This is a genomic window from Streptomyces spongiae (assembly GCF_009377185.1).
In the GTDB taxonomy this organism is placed as follows: domain Bacteria; phylum Actinomycetota; class Actinomycetes; order Streptomycetales; family Streptomycetaceae; genus Streptomyces; species Streptomyces spongiae.
Genome location: NZ_VJZC01000208.1, coordinates 1 through 15,294, shown reverse-complemented (window position 1 = coordinate 15,294; position 15,294 = coordinate 1). Strand labels below are relative to the sequence as shown.

Genomic DNA, 15,294 nt, shown 5'->3' with positions numbered 1-15,294 from the left:
GGGCTCGTCGGGTCCCTTGCGGGGGTCGGGTTCGGCGGCGCTGCGGGAGCCGGGTTCGGCCGCCCGGTGGGAGCCGGCTTCGGCTCCGCGGCGGGAGCCGGCCTCGGCGCCCTGGCTGGACCCGGCCTCGACGGCACGGCGGGAGCCGACCTCGACGCCCCAGCCGGAGCCGGTCCCGACCGCACGGCGGAACCCGGGTTCGGCCGCCCGGCCGGAGTCGGCCCCGACGGCACGGCGGGAGCCCGTCCCGGCTGTGCGCTCCGGTCCCGGTCCTGGTCCTGGTCCCGGTCTTGGTCCCGGTCCCGGTCTCGGTAGGCCGTGGAGCACGTCGTACGTGGTGATCGCGACGCCGCCCCGCTCGCGCCACTCGGCGTACGCGTCGTGCCGGTCGGGGCCGTGCACCGGCAGGGCCCGCAGGGTGCTGCGGGAGCGGACCTCGCGCGTCCAGTTGATCAGCACACTGGCCGGGCAGACCACCAAGAAGTGGGTGTGCCCCTCGGCCGCGAGGTGGGCGAGAGCGGCGATGGCCTGCACGGTCTTGCCGAGCCCCATCTCGTCGCCGAGGACGACCCGGCGCTGGGCCAGCGCGAACCGGGCGCCGAACGACTGGTAGCCGCGCAGCGAGACCCGGCGGTGCGTGTCGTCCAGGCCCTGTGCGTGCACCCGCTCGGCGATCTCCGACGGCAGGAACCCCTCGGCGGCGGCCACGTCCGGGCGGTGACCGCCGATCTCGGCGAGCCGGCTGTAGTACTCGGCCGAGCGCAGCTCGAAGTCGACCCACGCCTCGATGTCCGAGGTGGGCTCGCGCAGTAGGTCGGTGGAGGCCTGCGCGAGCAGCAGGCCGGCCTCCCGCTCGGCCGCCTCGGTGAGCAGCTCGCCGAGCTCCGCGACCGCCGCGAGCGCCGCCTCCCGGCGGGCCCGCCCGGCGAGCACCATGCGCAGCCGCCCGCCGGCCGGTCTCGCTACCGGCAGCAGCGCGCCCAGCCGCTCGTCGAGCGTGCCCGCCGCGTCCACGGCCCGCTGCAGCTCCGGGCCGGCCTCGACGAGCCGGCGCAGGGCGAGGACCAGGGCGGTGGTCCGCGGCTCGGGGTGGTCCACGTCGATCCGTACGGACACGGTCTCCTCGACCGCCTGGGCGATCTGCCGGGCGGCGCCGAGCGCCTGGTCGGCGGTCTGAGCGCCGACTCCGGGGATCTGCCGCAGCTCGTACCGCCCGGCCTCGTACACGGACCGCACGGACGTGAGCCCGGCGGCCTCCAGCGCCCCGAGTCTCAGCCGCCCCTCGGTGACATCCTTGAGCCGGGCCACCGGGATGGACTCCAGCTCCTCGGCCACGAGTCCGCTCCGCAGCGGCGCCAGGGCCGTACGCACCGCTTCCAGCGCGCGGGCATGATCGGCGAGCAGGGCTCGCGCGGCCTCGTGCAGCCGCGCACCGTCCGCGATCAGACCTCGAACCTGCCGTGCCGCTCCCCCCATGTCACCCCCTCGGCGCCGTGAGTCCCAGTGCGTGCATCCTTCCACGCCCCACTGACAACGGGCCCGGATCCCGGCGGGGCGGGAGTCCTCACACGTGCCTCAACAGACGTCAACGGGCGTCAATGGGCGTCAACGGTCGGCGTCAGTCGCCGAAGGCCGTCGCCCTGGCGCGCTTCTCCCAGGGGGCGATGTCCTCGCGCATGTCGTCGAGGTGGCCGAGGACCGCGCTCACGCCGTCGTCCCCGAGCGGAAGCCGGAGCGGGGTCCGCTCGTCCTCCAGCGCGGCCAGGATGAGGGCGGCCGCCTTCGCCGGGTCGCCGGGCTGGGTGCCGTCGCCTCCGGCCACGGCCCCGCGCGTCTGGCCGACCTTGGCGTACACGCCGCTGTCCGCGCTCACCCCGGCCCTGCTCGTGTCGAACAGTGCGGTGCGGAAGGAGCCCGGCTCGACGATCAGCACCTTGATGCCGAAGTCGCGCACCTCGTCCGCCAGCGCCTCGGACATGCCCTCCAGGGCGAACTTCGTTCCGCTGTACGCCGAGAAGCCCGCGAAGGACATCTGCCCGCCCATGCTGCTCATCTGCACGATCGCGCCCGAGCGCCGTTCCCTCATGTGCGGCAGCACGGCGCGGGCGAGGGCGGCGGGCCCGAGGACGTGCACGTCGAACAGTGCGCGCAGTTCGGCGTCGGTGGTCTCCTCGAAGGCACCCACGTGCGTGCGTCCGGCGTTGTTGACCAGGACGTCGATCCGTCCGTGCCGCGCCACGACGTCCCGTACGGCCGACTCCGCCGCCGCCGTGTCGGTGACGTCGAGTTCCAGCGCCTCCACCTGGTCCGGACGGCCGGCCACCAGGTCGGACAGCGCGTCGGTGCACCGCGCCGCGCCCACGACCACGTCACCGGCGGCGAGCGCCGCCTCGGTGATCGCCCGCCCGAACCCACTGGTCGCGCCCGTCACCAGCCACACCCTGTTCATGACCACTCCTCGTCGTCCCGATGTCGTCCCGGCGTCGTCCCGGCTCTTGTCCGGTCACTGGTCCGGTCACTGACCAGCCTGCTTCCGTGAGCGGTTGCCCGTCCAAGACCTTCGGTGATAACCGATGGTTATGGCGATGGACGTACACGGTCGGGATCTGCGCTACTTCGTCGCAGCGGCGGAGGAGCTGCACTTCACCCGCGCGGCGGAGCGGCTGTACGTGTCGCAGCCGGCGCTGAGCAAACAGATCCGGGCGCTGGAGCGGCAGTTGGGCGTGGAGCTGTTCCGGCGCGCCCCGCAGGGTGTGACACTCACGGCGGCGGGCTCGGCACTGCTGCCGCACGCGCGGCGGGTGCTGGCGGCCTGGGACGAGGCGGCAGCCGCGGTGGCGGAGGCCCGGGCGGCCCAGCGCAGCACGCTGGTCGTCGGGATGAGCACCAGTCCGGGGCGCGGCGGCATCCTGCCCGCCATCCGCTCCCGCTTCACGGCCACGCACCCGGAGGCGGAGATCCGGCTGCGCGCGGTGAACTGGGACGACCCGACGGCGGGCCTCGCGGACGGGGATGCGGACGTCGCGTTCGTCTGGCTGCCGCTGCCGGGCCAGGAACGCTTCGCCTGGACGGTCATCGCCGAGGAACCGCTCCTGGTCGCCCTCCCGGACACCCATCCCCTCGCCACCCGCGCCGAGATCGACTTCGCGGACCTCGCCGACGAGCCGTTCCTCGCGCTGCCCGAGAGCACGGGACCGCTGCGCGACTACTGGCTCGCCCTGGACGCCCGCGACGGCCGCCCGCCCCGGATCGGCGCCGAGATCGCGAGCACGGAGGAGACGTACGAGGCCCTGGTCGCCGGCCTCGGCGTATGCCTCGTGGCCGCGGGCAACGTCCCGCTGCTCACGCTGGGCGGTGTGGTGGCCCGCCCGGTGCGCGGTGTCACTCCCAGCCGTTACGTCCTGGCCTGGCGCCGGGGCGACGCACGACGTCCGCTGGTACGGGCGTATGCCCAGGCATGCCGACAGGCGACCGCATTCCGTCCGAGCGGCAGCTGACCGAGATACCCGGAGTGACTTGATCGCGCCGGCCTGGAGGAGCGTGAAACCGGCGGCCGCGGCGAAGGGTGCTGTCCACCCAGGCCATCATCGGCTGGAGTTGCTCACGGGTTCGGACCACCTTCACTCCGCCTGCGTAGAGGTAGAAGAGCACGAGAAGGCCGGCGGTAATCCAGTACGCGACGTGCAGGCATCACATCCATGGTGATCGGTTCAGGGAGAGCAGCGGCTCGGCGTCAGCGGCGGGTTCCGATTCCACCGCTCCGGTGCTGTTCCGGTCCAAGACCCGTTGTGTGGGGGCGATACCGCGGCGGTATCGTCGCCGGTCATGGATTTACGCACGCTTCGGTACTTCGTGGCGTGCGCGTGTGAAGGCGGCGGCCGGAGCCGCGACCCTGGCCGTCGGCATCCTGGGCGACAGCGGCGACCAGGGCGCGACGCGGCTGGCGGCCGCCTACCGTCAGCGGCATCCGGAGGTCGAGGTCCACGTCCGCGAGACGGACACGGATGTGCCGGTGTGCATCTGCACCGACTTGGACGAAGCGCTGTGCCAGAACAGGCTTGCTGACACGGTGTTGGGGCCCGTCGACCCACGCACCGGCCGTGCGCGCAACTTCACGTGGCGCTGGTTCACCGACCCGGCCACGCGTACACACTTCCCGGAGCAGGACTGGGTACGGCATTCGACCGCGCACGTCAACGATCTGCGGGCAACGCACAGGTATCGGTGCGCCGCTCCGCACGCAAGAGCATGCTGCACCCCGAGGTGGGGTTGCTGCACCTGAACTGTGAAGTGCTGCTCACCCCGGAAGACGACCTCAAGGTGGTGGCGTTCTTCCCGGCCGAGGGCACAGACGCATGAGACCGGCTCGAACTGCTGCGCGTCATCGGAACTCAGGGTTTCCAGCCGACGACCACTATCTCGTGAGCGACGAAGGGGCCGAGCTACCGAAGGGGCTCGGCCCCGAACCTGCACGCCGAACGAGTCACACCAACGTACGACAATGGAGCGATCACAGGTTGAAGCGGAACTACTCCAAGGCTCTGTAATAGTTTCTGTACTAGACTTGCCCTCATGAAGTCACCCCGCCCCGGCGGCACGGAGAACATCTCCGTCTCGATGCCCTCGGAACTCCTCGGTGTTCTGCGCACGCGCACCGGTAAGCGCGGCGTGTCCGCCTACGTGACTGCGGCGGTCCGGCACCAGCTGGCGATGGACGGCCTCGCCGAGATCGTGGCCGCCTACGAAGCCGAGCACGAACCGTTGAGCGAGGCCGAGGTCCAGGCCGCGCAGCGCGAATTGTTCGGTGACGCAACGGCGCCGTACGCGTCCGGTGACAGCGCCGCATGAAGGAACCCGCGGCCAGGTCCCTGGTTCTGGACTCCCACGCACTGTCGCTGCTCCTGCGCAACGACCGCCAGATGATCACCCGGATCGAAGCCGCCCGGCGCGTGGGCGTGCCTGTCCTCGTCTCGGCCCTGACCGTGGTGGTATCCGTCTACGGGAAGACGGATACCGCCCGACTGCACTGGATGCTCTCCCGGCTTCAGGTCCAAGACGTCACTCAGGCGGACAGCCTCACCGCGGTGCAGCTGCTGAGCGACGCCGGCGGCCTGCACGGCCACAAATACGCCATCGATGCTCTCGTCGCCGCGATGGCGCTCCGCTCCCCGGCGCCCGTCCTGGTGCTGACCTCAGACCGCGACGACTGGGCGAAACTGTGCGGCGACCGCGTACGGATCAAGGACGTCTGAGGGCGTCGCACATGGGGGTGCTCACCTACGGGTCAGGCCCAACTCCCCCGCCCGCACTCCGGCTTGAAACCGTGAGGCAGCGTCGAGGCTGGTGAGCAGCTCGGCGACCCGGCGGCGGTACGTGCGCAGCGACATGCCCAGCTCCCGCGCGGCTGCCTCGTCGGTGGCGCCGGAGCCAAGGGCGCGCAGGACTTTCGCAGCCCGGTCGTCGATGCGAGGCCGACCGGAATCGAGGAAGGTGGCCAGGTCCGCGGCGCTTTCCCATGCGGCTTCGAACAGCTCGTATGCGCCCCTGATCAGGGTCGGCGAGGCACTCATGGTGTAGGTGCGCGGGCCCCGAGCGGCCGGGGCGGAGGACGCCGGGTCCGTGAGGATCATGGTCCGCCGGTCGATGATGACGGTTCCCTGCCGGAGCGGGGCCGTGGCGATCCGCACCTGGAAGCCACGGGCGGCCATCTCCCGCAGGGCTTCACGGTCGCACTCGTCCGCGAGAGCCGCGGGGCTGTACAGCTTCCGAGCCCGGGGCGCACCGCCGCGGCGCGCATGGCGGCGGGCGGCCTCGCGGGCTCCGGGCCAGGTGTCGAGGTCGTGGGCGATGTGGACCCACTCCGCGTCGTCCGACTCCGTCAAGGGCTTGATCCGAGCCCAGAACTCGACCTCGCCGCGAAGTTCCATGACCTGTGGCATACGTCCATTGTGCGCGTTGGCAGCAAGATGCCACGCGCTCACCCGAGGGGCGGGGACGCTGCAGGCTCACGGGTATGACCAACAGGTTCCGCCTCGGAGGCGACATCGATGTGAACCGGATGGGCTTCGGCGCCATGCGCCTGCCCTCAAAGGCCGGCATGTTCGGACCTGCCCGTGATCCCGAGACCGGCCGGGCCGTGGCTGCGCCGCGCCGTGGAGCTCGGTGTCGACCACATCGACACCGCCGGCTTCTACGCCGCCGTCGGCGGCGCGGTGCGGGCGAACACCTTGATCCGCGAGACGCTTTCCCCTTACCCGACCAACCTGGTGATCGCCACCAAGGTCGGGCGCATCGTCCGGGAGGACGGCTTCACCCAGGGCACCGCCGCTGACATGCGCCCCCTGGTCGAGGCCGACCTGGAAAGCCTGGGCCTGGACCGGCTCGACCTGGCCTATCTGCGGATCGGCGCCAGGTCGCCCCCGCACGGCGAATCACTCGCCGCACGCTTCGAAGCACTGGCGGAGCTGCGCGAGGAGGGCCTGATCCGCCACCTCGGCATCAGCAACGTGGACGCGGACCATCTCGCGGAGGCCCGCACGATCGCACCCGTTGCGGCCGTGCAGAACCACTACCGCGCCGCCCAGCGTGGCGACGGCGACCTCCTGGCGGCCTGCGAGGAGGCCGGTATCGCCTTCGTTCCGTTCTTCCCGATGGGCGGCGGCCGGGACCTCGACGACGAGCGGCTGGCCAGGGTGGCGGCCCGGCACGGCGCCACCGTAGGCCAGATCGGCCTGGCCTGGCTGCTGGCCTCCTCCCCGGTGACCCTGGCCATCCCGGGCACGGGGTCACTCTCCCACCTGGAGGAGAACGTGGCCGCCGCCGCGATCCCCCTCACCGAGGAAGACCTGGCCGACCTCGCCTGAACACCGGCCTCGCCCTCTTCCCAAACGAAAGCGCAGCCCATGAAGCTCTTGATCCTCGGTGCGACCGGCCCCACCGGCCGCCACCTCGTCGACCTGGCCATCGCGGCCGGCGACACCGTCACCGTCCTGGCCCGCAGGCCGAAGGCGCTGAACGACCTGGCCGGCCGGGTCCACGCGGTCGCCGGTGACGCCACCTCGCAGGTCGATGTCGCGAATGCCATGACTGGGCAGGACGTCGTCATCTCGGCCCTCGGCAGGAGCACGTCCGTACGTGCCGACGACCTGTTCACCCGCGCCGCGGAAGCCGTGATCGGCGCGGCCAAAGAGAAGGGCGTGTCCCGCTTGGTGTGGCTCTCGTCGTTCGGCGTGGGTGACACCTACCGGTCGGCCAGCCCTGTGCAGAAGGTCATGTACCGCACGTTCCTGCGGAACATCTACGCGAACAAGGAGATCTCCGAGCGGGTGATCCGCTCCAGCGGTCTGGACTGGACGCTGGTCTACCCGACCATGCTGACCAAGGGACCCGCCAAGGGCAGCTACCTCGTCGGCGAGCGGCTCCCGATGAAGGGCAACCCGTCGATCAGCCGCGCGGACGTCGCCGACTTCCTGTACAAGGCGGCCCACACCCCCGAGTGGGTCCACCGCGACGCCGTCATCTCCGACTGAGCCTCCTGCGTCCGCGTCTCCCGCTCATCGCCGACGTGTCGTCTTCTCACCCACCTGATATGACAGTCGTTATAGGCGGGCGTAACCTAAGTCGTCTATAACGACTGTCATAGGAGGATGTCGTGACGATCATTACCGTGAACAGCCCCAAGGGCCGCCTGAGCCTGGAGCAGCGCCGCACGCTGGCCGAGACGCTGACGGACGCGGTCCTCGTGCCCGAGGTGGGGCAGTTCGCGCCGCCCGCGCGGGTCGGCTTCCAGGTGCACTTCGTCGAGCGTGAGCCCGACATGATGGCGATCGGCGGCCGGCTCCTCACGGACGTCGGCCCGGACGCCGACGTGATGGTGATCGACGTGGCGGTGATGGACGGGGACTGGCGGCAGGAGGTCAGGACCGCCGTCATCGAGCGCATCCTGGCCGCGCTGGCCGACGCCTGCGGCCTGCCGCAGCCGTCGCCGACCTGGTGGGTCAACTTCCGCGTCATCGACGAGGGCAGCTGGGGCTCCAGCGGCGGCGTGCTGTCCGTCCTCTCCCTCGTCGACAGCGGTGTGTTCACCGAGGAGAAGGTCAAGGCGATCCGCGCCGTGCTCGGCGCGTGAGCAGGGCACCCGTGCGTCCGCCCTCGTCGCGCAGGGTGAGCGCACGGGCGGAAGCTCTCTGCGCGGGCGGCCCGGATGCGGCCGTGGCAGTCTGCTGATCAACGGCACGGAGCCCGAAGCCCCGAAAGAATCCGCCCGCAGCCTTCTGCCGCCCGGCTCCTCGCCCCGGACGGCTACCGCTACGACCCGGCCGACCCCACCCCGGCCCTCGGCGGCATACGCATGAGGATGGTGGAGAAGTCCGGCCGGGTGGACAACGCCAAGCTGGAGGCGCGGGCGGACGTACTGACGTACACGACACCCGCGCTGGAGGAGGACGCCGAGGTGAGCGGCGAGGTGAGCGCCGAGATCTTCTTCCGCTCCAGCCTGCCGTACGCCGATGTGTTCGTCCGCCTCTGTGACGTCGACGAGAAGGGACGCTCCTTCAACGTCTGCGACGGGCTGAGCCGCCCCACCGGGGCCGACGCCGGCGGACCGGCGTACGCGGGGGTCCAGTTGTGACCGACGGCCTACCTTCAAACGCGGCCACCACATCCGGGTCCAGGTCTCCAGCGGCGCCTTCCCCCAGTACCACCGCAACCCCGGCACCGGCGAACCGCCCGCCACGGCCACCACGCTCCGCGCCGCCGACCAACAGGTCTTCCACGACTCGGAACACCCTTCGGCCACCGTCCTGCCCGTCCGGCCGGGCGGCCGCCGAGGCACGGAGCCCGAGCAGGGCTGAGCATGACAGGCGTCGCCTGGCGTTCCGTTCAGTCCCTGATCGCGGCAGCAATGAGGGCCTGCAACTGTTCGGCGGTGCGGTCGAGTGGCTCGGTGCTCCGTTTGGCGCGGCACATGGCCACCGTGCCCTCGACGGCGGCGACGATGAGCGTCGCGAGCTGCGCGGCCTGCTCTGCCCCGGCGCCACGCGCCCGCAGCGAGGCGGCGAGCAGGTCTTCCCACTGCTCGAAGACCTCGGCCGCGGCCGCCAGGGCGGGTGGGATCTCGTCGGCCGGAGGCTCCTCGATGGCCACCGCCAGGACGGGGCAGCCGGCATGGAAGTCGCTCTCCACCACGATCTTCCGCCACAGCGCGAGGAACGCCCGCAGCCCCGCGGCCGGGCCCGCCTCCAGCTCCTTGCGCAGGCTCCGCGCGACCCACTCGCCCGTGAACCGGACGGCCTCCGTGGCCAGTTGCTGCTTGCCCTCGGGGAAGTAGTGGTACGTCGAGCCGAGCGGCGCCTTGGCGTGCTTGGCCATCTCCCGGATGCTCGTTGCGCTCAGCCCGCGCCGACTGATCATGTCCGCGGCACCGGCCACGATCCGCTCGCGCGACGGCGCGCTGCTCTTGACCACCTCTGAGCACTCCCCTCTGGCTATAACAACCGTCATAGTCTACCGTGACCGAGGTCTATAACACTCGTCATAGGAGCTGCCATGCCCATGATCCGGTTGACCGTGCCTGCCGACGCCCTCACCGCGGAGGGCCGCGCCACCGTTCAGCGCGACCTCGCGGCCGTGCTGCTGCGCTGGGAGGGGGCACCCGACACCGCCTTCTTCCGCGCCCAGGCATGGAGCTACCTCGTCGAGTTGCCCGCCGGCGCCCAGAGGACCGCCGAGGATGACGCTCCCCGCTTTCTGGTGGAGGTGACGGTGCCGCAAGGAGCGCTGTCCGAGCGGCGCAAGACCGGTCTGGTCGAGGACGCAACGAAGACGGTCCTGGCAGCTGCCGGCCTCGCTCCGGACGACGCGCTGCGGGTGTGGGTCCTCGTGCACGAGCAGCCGGACGGCACCTGGGGCGCGGGCGGATCCGTCATCCGCCACGCCGACCTGGTCGCCCTGGCCCAGCAGGACAGGGAGCAGGCCGATGCGTGAACTGACCTACGTCGCCAGGAACTCGGTCGAATGGCGTGAGGCCCCCGATCCCCAGCTCCGGTCCGATCGGGAGGCGATCGTCGCCCCGGTGGCCGCGACCTCCTGCGACGTCGACACCGCGATCCTGGCCGGACAGGGCTTCATCGACCCGCCGTTCGCTCTCGGCCACGAGTGTGTGGCCCGGGTCATCGAGACCGGCGACGCCGTCACGGCCGTGGCCCCTGGCGACCTGGTGGTCGTGCCCTGGTCGATCAGCTGCGGCACCTGCGACCACTGCCGCACCGGGCTCACCGCCCACTGCACCTCGGTCCCGCACATGGCGATGTACGGGGCTCCGATCGGCGGCAGCTGGGGCGGGCTCTTCTCCGACCTCGTCCACGTCCCGTACGCGGACGCCATGCTGGTCCCGCTGCCCGCCGGGCTCGACCCGGTCGCGATGGCCTCGGCCAGCGACAACTGGTCCCTGTCCTGGCGCCTGGTCGCCCCCCACCTCAAGGCCCGCCCCGGCGCCCGGGTGCTGGTCGTCGCCCGCGGCAGCATCGGCCTGTACGTATGCGACATCGCCCGTGCCCTCGGCGCCTCCGACATCCTCTACGTCGACCCCGACCCCGAACACCGCAAGCTCGCCGAGAGTTTCGGCGCCCGTACCGCCGAAACGATCGAACCGATCCGCCACGGCTTCGACCTCGCCGTCGAGGCCACCGGCCGCGTCGACCAGCTCGCCCTCGCTGTCAAGTCCCTCACCCCCGAAGGCATCTGCGAATCGGCCGGCAACCACTTCCGCCCCGGCGAACTCCCTCTGCTCGACATGTACCTCACCGGCGTCACCCTGCGCATCGCCCGCGACAACGTCCGCACCCACATCCCCGACGCCCTCGCCCTGGCCGCCTCCGGCACCGTCACCCCCGAACGCGTCGTCTCCCACGTCCTCGACTGGGAACAACTCCCCGACGCCCTGCCCGAAAAGCACCTCAAGCCCGTCTTCGTCCTCGACACCGCTCTGCCCCAGACCGCACGCTGACCACCGCACCGCGGCCCGCCACCACGCCATTCACACAGAGACACCTGATGACCACACCCTTCACCACCACCCCGCACGACCCGGCAGCCGAGGACCTGCAACGCCAACGGGAAGCGATCGCCGCCCTCGGCCACGAACTGCGCCTGCTCGTCGACGCCACCGTCCGCACCGCGACCTCCCCGGACACCCTGAACCGTCTGTCGGATGACGTCCGCGCTCTCACCGGACAGCTCACCGGCCCCCGCCGCCAACCGTCCGACCTCCCCGAGGTGGACGAATTCCCGGGCGGAGTACGGATGTTCAGCCCCGTCACCGGACCGGGCAGTCCACTCGCGCCACCGATGCAGGTGAGAGCCGTCCACGGCGACGTCATGGGACAGTGCCTCCTCGAATCGATTCCTCGAACGACCCCTAAGCCGCGAAGAAGACGTGAAGGGGATTTCACTCGCCATCTCCCCACCACCTGGCAGTGAACCTGGATTCACCGTGTAACGGCCGCCCTGTGGACAGGGGAACGGAACTTGGCGAACTCATCAACCAGGTTGTCGCCGCTGAACGTCAGACGGGCGTGGGGCGGGCCAGGAGTTGAGGGGTAGAGGGCCCCGGTCGATGACGGTGCGGATGCAGAAGGTGCTGCGGGCGTCGCGAACGGGACCGATGGCCAGGATCTGGTCTGTGAGCACCGTTTCGAAAGTGCGCAGGTCCGGCACGGCTAGCTCGACGAGGAAGTCGGCGTCGCCGGAGACCACGTGGCAGGCGACCACGTGGTCGATCGCCTTCAGTGCCTCTTCGACCACCTGGGAGGTGGTGCGGGAGTGCTCGACCCTGAGGGAGAGGAACACCGTCAGCCCGAGGCCGAGCCGCTCGCGGTCCAGATCGGCCCGGTAGCCGGCCAGGACCCCGTCCTCCTCCAGCGCCTTGGTGCGGCGCAGGCAGGACGAAGGTGACAGGCGTACGGCCTCGGCGAGGTCGACGTTGGGGGTGCGGCCGTGGCGCTGTAGGTGGTCCAGGATCGCCCGGTCGATACGGTCGTACAGGGGGCGTGGCATGAAATGCAGCGTATCGCCAGTATCGACGAACAATCCTGCACCGTGGCGCCGTACAGGCACTCACTACGCCATCGCGTGCCGGGCTCGGCGGCGCATCCTGGTCACGCTCCGGCCGGTACGCCGGACCGCGCCTTCGTACCCCTCTCACGCACATCGGACTGCCTCATGCACCCCTTCCCCCTGGAACCCGACCGCGCCGCGATGACCGAGATGGGTCGTCTCGTCCTGGACCGTGTCGTCGACCGCACCGACCATCTCGCGGCCCGCCCAGCGAGCAGCCCACTGTCGCCGCGGGCCGAGGCCGAGCTGGTGGAGTCCTTCCTGGCACCACCGCCCGCCCGGGGCAGCGACCTGAAGGCTTTGCTCGCGCGCCTGGACGAGGCCGCCGACTGCGCGCTGGAGACGGCCGGGCCGGGGCACATGGCCTACATCCCGGGCAGCGGCCTGTATTCGGCCGCACTCGCCGAGTTCTACAACCGCGCCACCAACCGCTACGGCGGCCTGGCCTCGGTGGCTCCGGCCCTCGCCGCGCTGGAGGAGAGTGTGATCCGCTGGATGGCCCGCGAGGTGTGCGGCCTCCCGGAGGGCAGCGGCGGCCTGCTGACCAGCGGCGGCTCGATGGCCACCTTCTCCGCGACGGTCGCCGCCCGGCATGACCGGCTCGGCGAGGATCTCGCCGGCGGCACCGTCTACACCACCGCCTTCGCCCACCACTCCGTCGCCAAGGCCGCCCGCCTCGCCGGCATCCGCGCCGCGCACATACGTACCGTGCCGCACACCCCGGACCTGCGGATGGACCCCGACGCCGCCGCCGCGATGATCCGCGCCGACCGGGACGCCGGGCTGCGGCCGTTCCTGCTGGTGGCCACCGCCGGCACCACCGACACCGGCACCGTCGACCCGCTGCCTCAGCTGGCCGGACTGGCCCGCCGCGAGGACGTGTGGTTCCACATCGACGCGGCCTACGGAGGCTTCTTCCGGCTCACCGCACGCGGCTCAGAGCGCCTCACCGGTTTCGAGGAGGCCGACTCGGTCACCCTGGACCCGCACAAGACGCTGTTCATGCCGTTCGGCACCGGCGCCCTGGTCGTCCGCGACCTCGCCGCCCTGCACGCCGCGCACGACGGCACCGGCAGCTACCTCCAGGACATGGAGGCGGCGGGGAGCGTCCCGGACTCCGGTCAGCTCGGGCCCGAGCTGACCCACGAGATCCGCGGTGTGCGGGCCTGGCTCCCCCTGCACCTGCACGGAGTGGACGCCTTCCGCGAGGCTCTGGACGAGAAGCTCGACCTGGCCGAACACGTCCACGACACACTGTCCGGCGTCCCCGAGCTGGAGGTCCCGCAGCGCCCGGACCTGTCCACCGTGATCTTCCGCGTCCGTCCCGCTGACGCCGGCCCGGCCGCCGCCGAGCTGGCGGACGAAGCAAGCCGCCGTCTGTTGGAGCGGATCAACGGCCACCGGCGCATCGTGCTCTCCAGCACGGTGGTCGACGGCCGCTACACCCTGCGCGTGTGCGTGGTCTCCCACCGCACCCACCACGACCGCATCACCGAGGCCCTGAAGATCATCACTGCCGAAGTCAGGAACATCCCCGCCGCGTAGCCAGCGACGGCCCTGGACCCGGGTGGTGTCCACCTGAGGGACGCCTCCGTCGAATCACGAGTACAAGGAGGACTTTGTGACTATCCATCCCGAATCCCTTCCCGCCAGGGGAACAGCCATCGTGACCGGTGCCTCCTCGGGCATCGGTGCGGCCTACGCACGTCGGCTCGCTGCGGGTGGTCACGATCTGGTGCTGGTGGCGCGTCGCACAAAGCGGCTGCGCGCACTTGCCGCGGAGCTGACCGGGCTGCACGACGTACGCGTGGAAACCGTCGTCGCGGATCTGGGCGATGCCGGTGACCTGGACCGGGTTGCCCGGCGAACCGCTGAGGACGACGTCGAGTTGCTGGTGAACAACGCGGGCATCAACGGCTACGGCCCCGTCGCCGAGACCGATACAGCACTGCTGGAGAAGGTGATGGCCGTGAACGTGGTGGCGCTCACCCGGCTCGCTCGTGCAGCGCGTGCCGGGCATGCTGGCACGCGGCCGCGGCGCCGTGGTGAATGTGGCTTCCACCCTCGCCTTCGCCGGTTCGCTTCCGCCGGACCCGCTGCCGGTGCGGGCGGTCTATGGAGGGACCAAGGGGTACGTGGTCACCTTCAGCCGAAACCTCGCCGCGGAGTTGGACGGTGCGCCGGTTCGTGTCCAGGTGCTGTGCCCCGGGCTGACGGCAACCGAGTTCCATCTCACCCAGGGCCAGGATCCGGTAGCCGGTGATGGAGCGCGCGTACACGACGACGGAGGCATGCCCGTCGAGGACGTGGTGACCGCCTCGCTGAGGGCCTTGGAAACCGGCGAGGTCGTGTGCGTGCCCGGACTGGTCGACGGCGAGGCGGTGGATCGCATCGCCGCGGCGGAATTCGGGCTCCGCTCCTCGTCCACCAGCACACTCGCCCCGCGATACCAGAACCCCGCCCAGCAGTGAGTCCCCGGCCGCCCTTGACAGCCGACCGGAAGAGGCGGAGCCACGGCTCTCAAGTCCGTCTTGCGGAGCCGCCGGGGGCGCTGGGCAGGACGGAGGGCCTCGTTCCGCGAGAGACACGGTTCGAGGCCCTCTGCTCAATCCGCCGGCGCGTGGCTGCTGACGTATGCCTCGGCTTCAAGACCCAGCGGGCCACTGCCGAAGAACCGGTAGTTGACCCTTAACGTTCACCGGGAAGGCCAAGAAGGACCAGGCCATCGCCCGCCTCCTGGTCCGCCGCGTCAAGCGCCTGGACCCGGCCATCGCCCCGGACGGGCGGGGCGAGTTGTTCGTCACCTGGCGCTTCCACGCCGTGTTCACCGACAGCCGCGTGCCTCTGGTCGAGGCCGAAGCCGATCACCGTCGGCACGCGATCGTCGAGCAGGTCTTCGCGGACCTGGAGGACTCCGCACTCGGGCACTTTCCCTCGGGGAAGTTCATGGCGAACGCCGCCTGGCTCCCCCTCGCCGCCCTCGCCCCCAACCTCACCCACGCGCTCGGCACCCTGGCCTCCACCTTCCACACCCGCGCCAGAACCGGCACCATGCGACGCCAACTCCTCCATGTCCCCGCCCGATTGGCAAAGGGCGCCCACACGCTGACCTGGCACTTCCCCGAACACTGTCCCTGGCAGGACGCCTTGGAGAACCTCTGGACAGCCATCGTGCACCGC

General features: G+C 71.0%; 17 protein-coding genes and 4 pseudogenes. 16 read left to right on the top strand and 5 right to left on the bottom strand.

Going from position 1 to position 15,294, the window contains the following annotated elements:
* A partial coding sequence (locus tag FNH08_RS25475; protein WP_228034341.1) for an SNF2-related protein occupies positions 1 to 1,476 on the bottom strand: 1,476 nt, incomplete at its 3' end.
* 142 nt (positions 1,477 to 1,618) lie between these two features.
* On the bottom strand, positions 1,619 to 2,449 hold the full coding sequence (locus FNH08_RS25470; protein WP_152773876.1) for an SDR family NAD(P)-dependent oxidoreductase: 831 nt from the start codon (positions 2,447 to 2,449) through the stop codon (positions 1,619 to 1,621).
* A 130-nt stretch (positions 2,450 to 2,579) separates the two neighbouring features.
* Here FNH08_RS25470 and FNH08_RS25465 point away from each other — a divergent pair, with 130 nt between their 5' ends.
* The 4 genes and pseudogenes from FNH08_RS25465 to FNH08_RS25445 all read left to right on the top strand — a co-directional run bounded on the left by FNH08_RS25465 (position 2,580) and on the right by FNH08_RS25445 (position 5,252).
* A complete protein-coding gene (locus FNH08_RS25465) occupies positions 2,580 to 3,497 on the top strand; it encodes a LysR family transcriptional regulator (protein ID WP_194238608.1) in 918 nt (305 codons plus the stop codon).
* 266 nt (positions 3,498 to 3,763) lie between these two features.
* Positions 3,764 to 4,359, top strand: a pseudogene (locus FNH08_RS54055) (MmyB family transcriptional regulator).
* Between the two features lie 213 nt (positions 4,360 to 4,572).
* Positions 4,573 to 4,848 carry a hypothetical protein gene (locus FNH08_RS25450; RefSeq protein ID WP_152773874.1) on the top strand — a complete coding sequence of 92 codons (276 nt, stop codon included), beginning with the start codon at positions 4,573 to 4,575 and terminating at the stop codon, positions 4,846 to 4,848.
* A complete protein-coding gene (locus tag FNH08_RS25445; protein ID WP_152773873.1) occupies positions 4,845 to 5,252 on the top strand; it encodes a PIN domain-containing protein in 408 nt (135 codons plus the stop codon). Before FNH08_RS25450 ends, FNH08_RS25445 begins: the two co-directional genes overlap by 4 nt.
* A gap of 21 nt (positions 5,253 to 5,273) precedes the next feature.
* On the opposite strand, the gene FNH08_RS25440 is transcribed toward FNH08_RS25445, so the two are convergent.
* Positions 5,274 to 5,939 carry a helix-turn-helix transcriptional regulator gene (locus FNH08_RS25440; protein ID WP_152773872.1) on the bottom strand — a complete coding sequence of 222 codons (666 nt, stop codon included), beginning with the start codon at positions 5,937 to 5,939 and terminating at the stop codon, positions 5,274 to 5,276.
* 74 nt (positions 5,940 to 6,013) lie between these two features.
* Here FNH08_RS25440 and FNH08_RS25435 point away from each other — a divergent pair.
* The 5 genes and pseudogenes from FNH08_RS25435 (at position 6,014) to FNH08_RS53195 (ending at position 8,852) form a co-directional block, all read left to right on the top strand.
* Positions 6,014 to 6,863, top strand: a pseudogene (locus FNH08_RS25435) (oxidoreductase).
* Positions 6,864 to 6,902: 39 nt separating this feature from the next.
* Positions 6,903 to 7,529 (top strand): NAD(P)-dependent oxidoreductase, encoded by a 627-nt coding sequence (locus FNH08_RS25430; RefSeq protein WP_152773871.1) that lies wholly within the window; start codon positions 6,903 to 6,905, stop codon positions 7,527 to 7,529.
* 122 nt (positions 7,530 to 7,651) lie between these two features.
* A complete protein-coding gene (locus tag FNH08_RS25425) occupies positions 7,652 to 8,128 on the top strand; it encodes a tautomerase family protein (protein ID WP_322725351.1) in 477 nt (158 codons plus the stop codon).
* A gap of 75 nt (positions 8,129 to 8,203) precedes the next feature.
* Positions 8,204 to 8,629, top strand: coding sequence for a CocE/NonD family hydrolase C-terminal non-catalytic domain-containing protein (locus FNH08_RS25420; protein ID WP_265579797.1), 426 nt, complete (start codon positions 8,204 to 8,206; stop codon positions 8,627 to 8,629).
* 31 nt (positions 8,630 to 8,660) lie between these two features.
* Positions 8,661 to 8,852 (top strand): hypothetical protein, encoded by a 192-nt coding sequence (locus FNH08_RS53195; protein WP_322725353.1) that lies wholly within the window; start codon positions 8,661 to 8,663, stop codon positions 8,850 to 8,852.
* A gap of 28 nt (positions 8,853 to 8,880) precedes the next feature.
* Here FNH08_RS53195 and FNH08_RS25415 read toward each other — a convergent pair whose 3' ends face one another.
* Complete coding sequence (locus FNH08_RS25415) at positions 8,881 to 9,465, bottom strand: TetR/AcrR family transcriptional regulator (protein WP_322725350.1); 585 nt, start codon at positions 9,463 to 9,465, stop codon at positions 8,881 to 8,883.
* An 81-nt stretch (positions 9,466 to 9,546) separates the two neighbouring features.
* On the opposite strand from FNH08_RS25415, the gene FNH08_RS25410 reads away from it, so the two are divergent.
* Genes FNH08_RS25410 through FNH08_RS25400 form a run of 3 tightly spaced genes read left to right on the top strand, consistent with a single transcriptional unit; the run spans position 9,547 to position 11,478 of the window.
* Positions 9,547 to 9,984: a tautomerase family protein gene (locus FNH08_RS25410; RefSeq protein WP_152773869.1), complete on the top strand. Its 438-nt coding sequence runs from the start codon at positions 9,547 to 9,549 to the stop codon at positions 9,982 to 9,984.
* Positions 9,977 to 11,005 (top strand): zinc-dependent alcohol dehydrogenase, encoded by a 1,029-nt coding sequence (locus FNH08_RS25405; protein WP_152773868.1) that lies wholly within the window; start codon positions 9,977 to 9,979, stop codon positions 11,003 to 11,005. The genes FNH08_RS25410 and FNH08_RS25405 overlap by 8 nt, the downstream gene beginning before the upstream one ends.
* 47 nt (positions 11,006 to 11,052) lie before the next feature.
* Positions 11,053 to 11,478: a hypothetical protein gene (locus FNH08_RS25400; RefSeq protein WP_152773867.1), complete on the top strand. Its 426-nt coding sequence runs from the start codon at positions 11,053 to 11,055 to the stop codon at positions 11,476 to 11,478.
* Between the two features lie 60 nt (positions 11,479 to 11,538).
* On the opposite strand, the gene FNH08_RS25395 is transcribed toward FNH08_RS25400, so the two are convergent.
* Positions 11,539 to 12,054 carry an Lrp/AsnC family transcriptional regulator gene (locus FNH08_RS25395; RefSeq protein ID WP_152773866.1) on the bottom strand — a complete coding sequence of 172 codons (516 nt, stop codon included), beginning with the start codon at positions 12,052 to 12,054 and terminating at the stop codon, positions 11,539 to 11,541.
* Positions 12,055 to 12,219: 165 nt separating this feature from the next.
* On the opposite strand from FNH08_RS25395, the gene FNH08_RS25390 reads away from it, so the two are divergent.
* The 4 genes and pseudogenes from FNH08_RS25390 to FNH08_RS25380 form a co-directional block, all read left to right on the top strand.
* Entirely contained in the window at positions 12,220 to 13,659 is a 1,440-nt protein-coding gene (locus tag FNH08_RS25390; RefSeq protein WP_152773865.1) for a pyridoxal phosphate-dependent decarboxylase family protein, read from the top strand.
* A gap of 76 nt (positions 13,660 to 13,735) precedes the next feature.
* Positions 13,736 to 14,068 (top strand): annotated as a pseudogene (locus FNH08_RS53190) (SDR family NAD(P)-dependent oxidoreductase); the annotation flags it as partial.
* Positions 14,069 to 14,132: 64 nt separating this feature from the next.
* Positions 14,133 to 14,585, top strand: a complete 453-nt coding sequence (locus FNH08_RS53185) for an SDR family NAD(P)-dependent oxidoreductase (protein ID WP_265579796.1) — start codon at positions 14,133 to 14,135, stop codon at positions 14,583 to 14,585.
* 223 nt (positions 14,586 to 14,808) lie between these two features.
* Positions 14,809 to 15,294 (top strand): annotated as a pseudogene (locus FNH08_RS25380) (transposase); the annotation flags it as partial.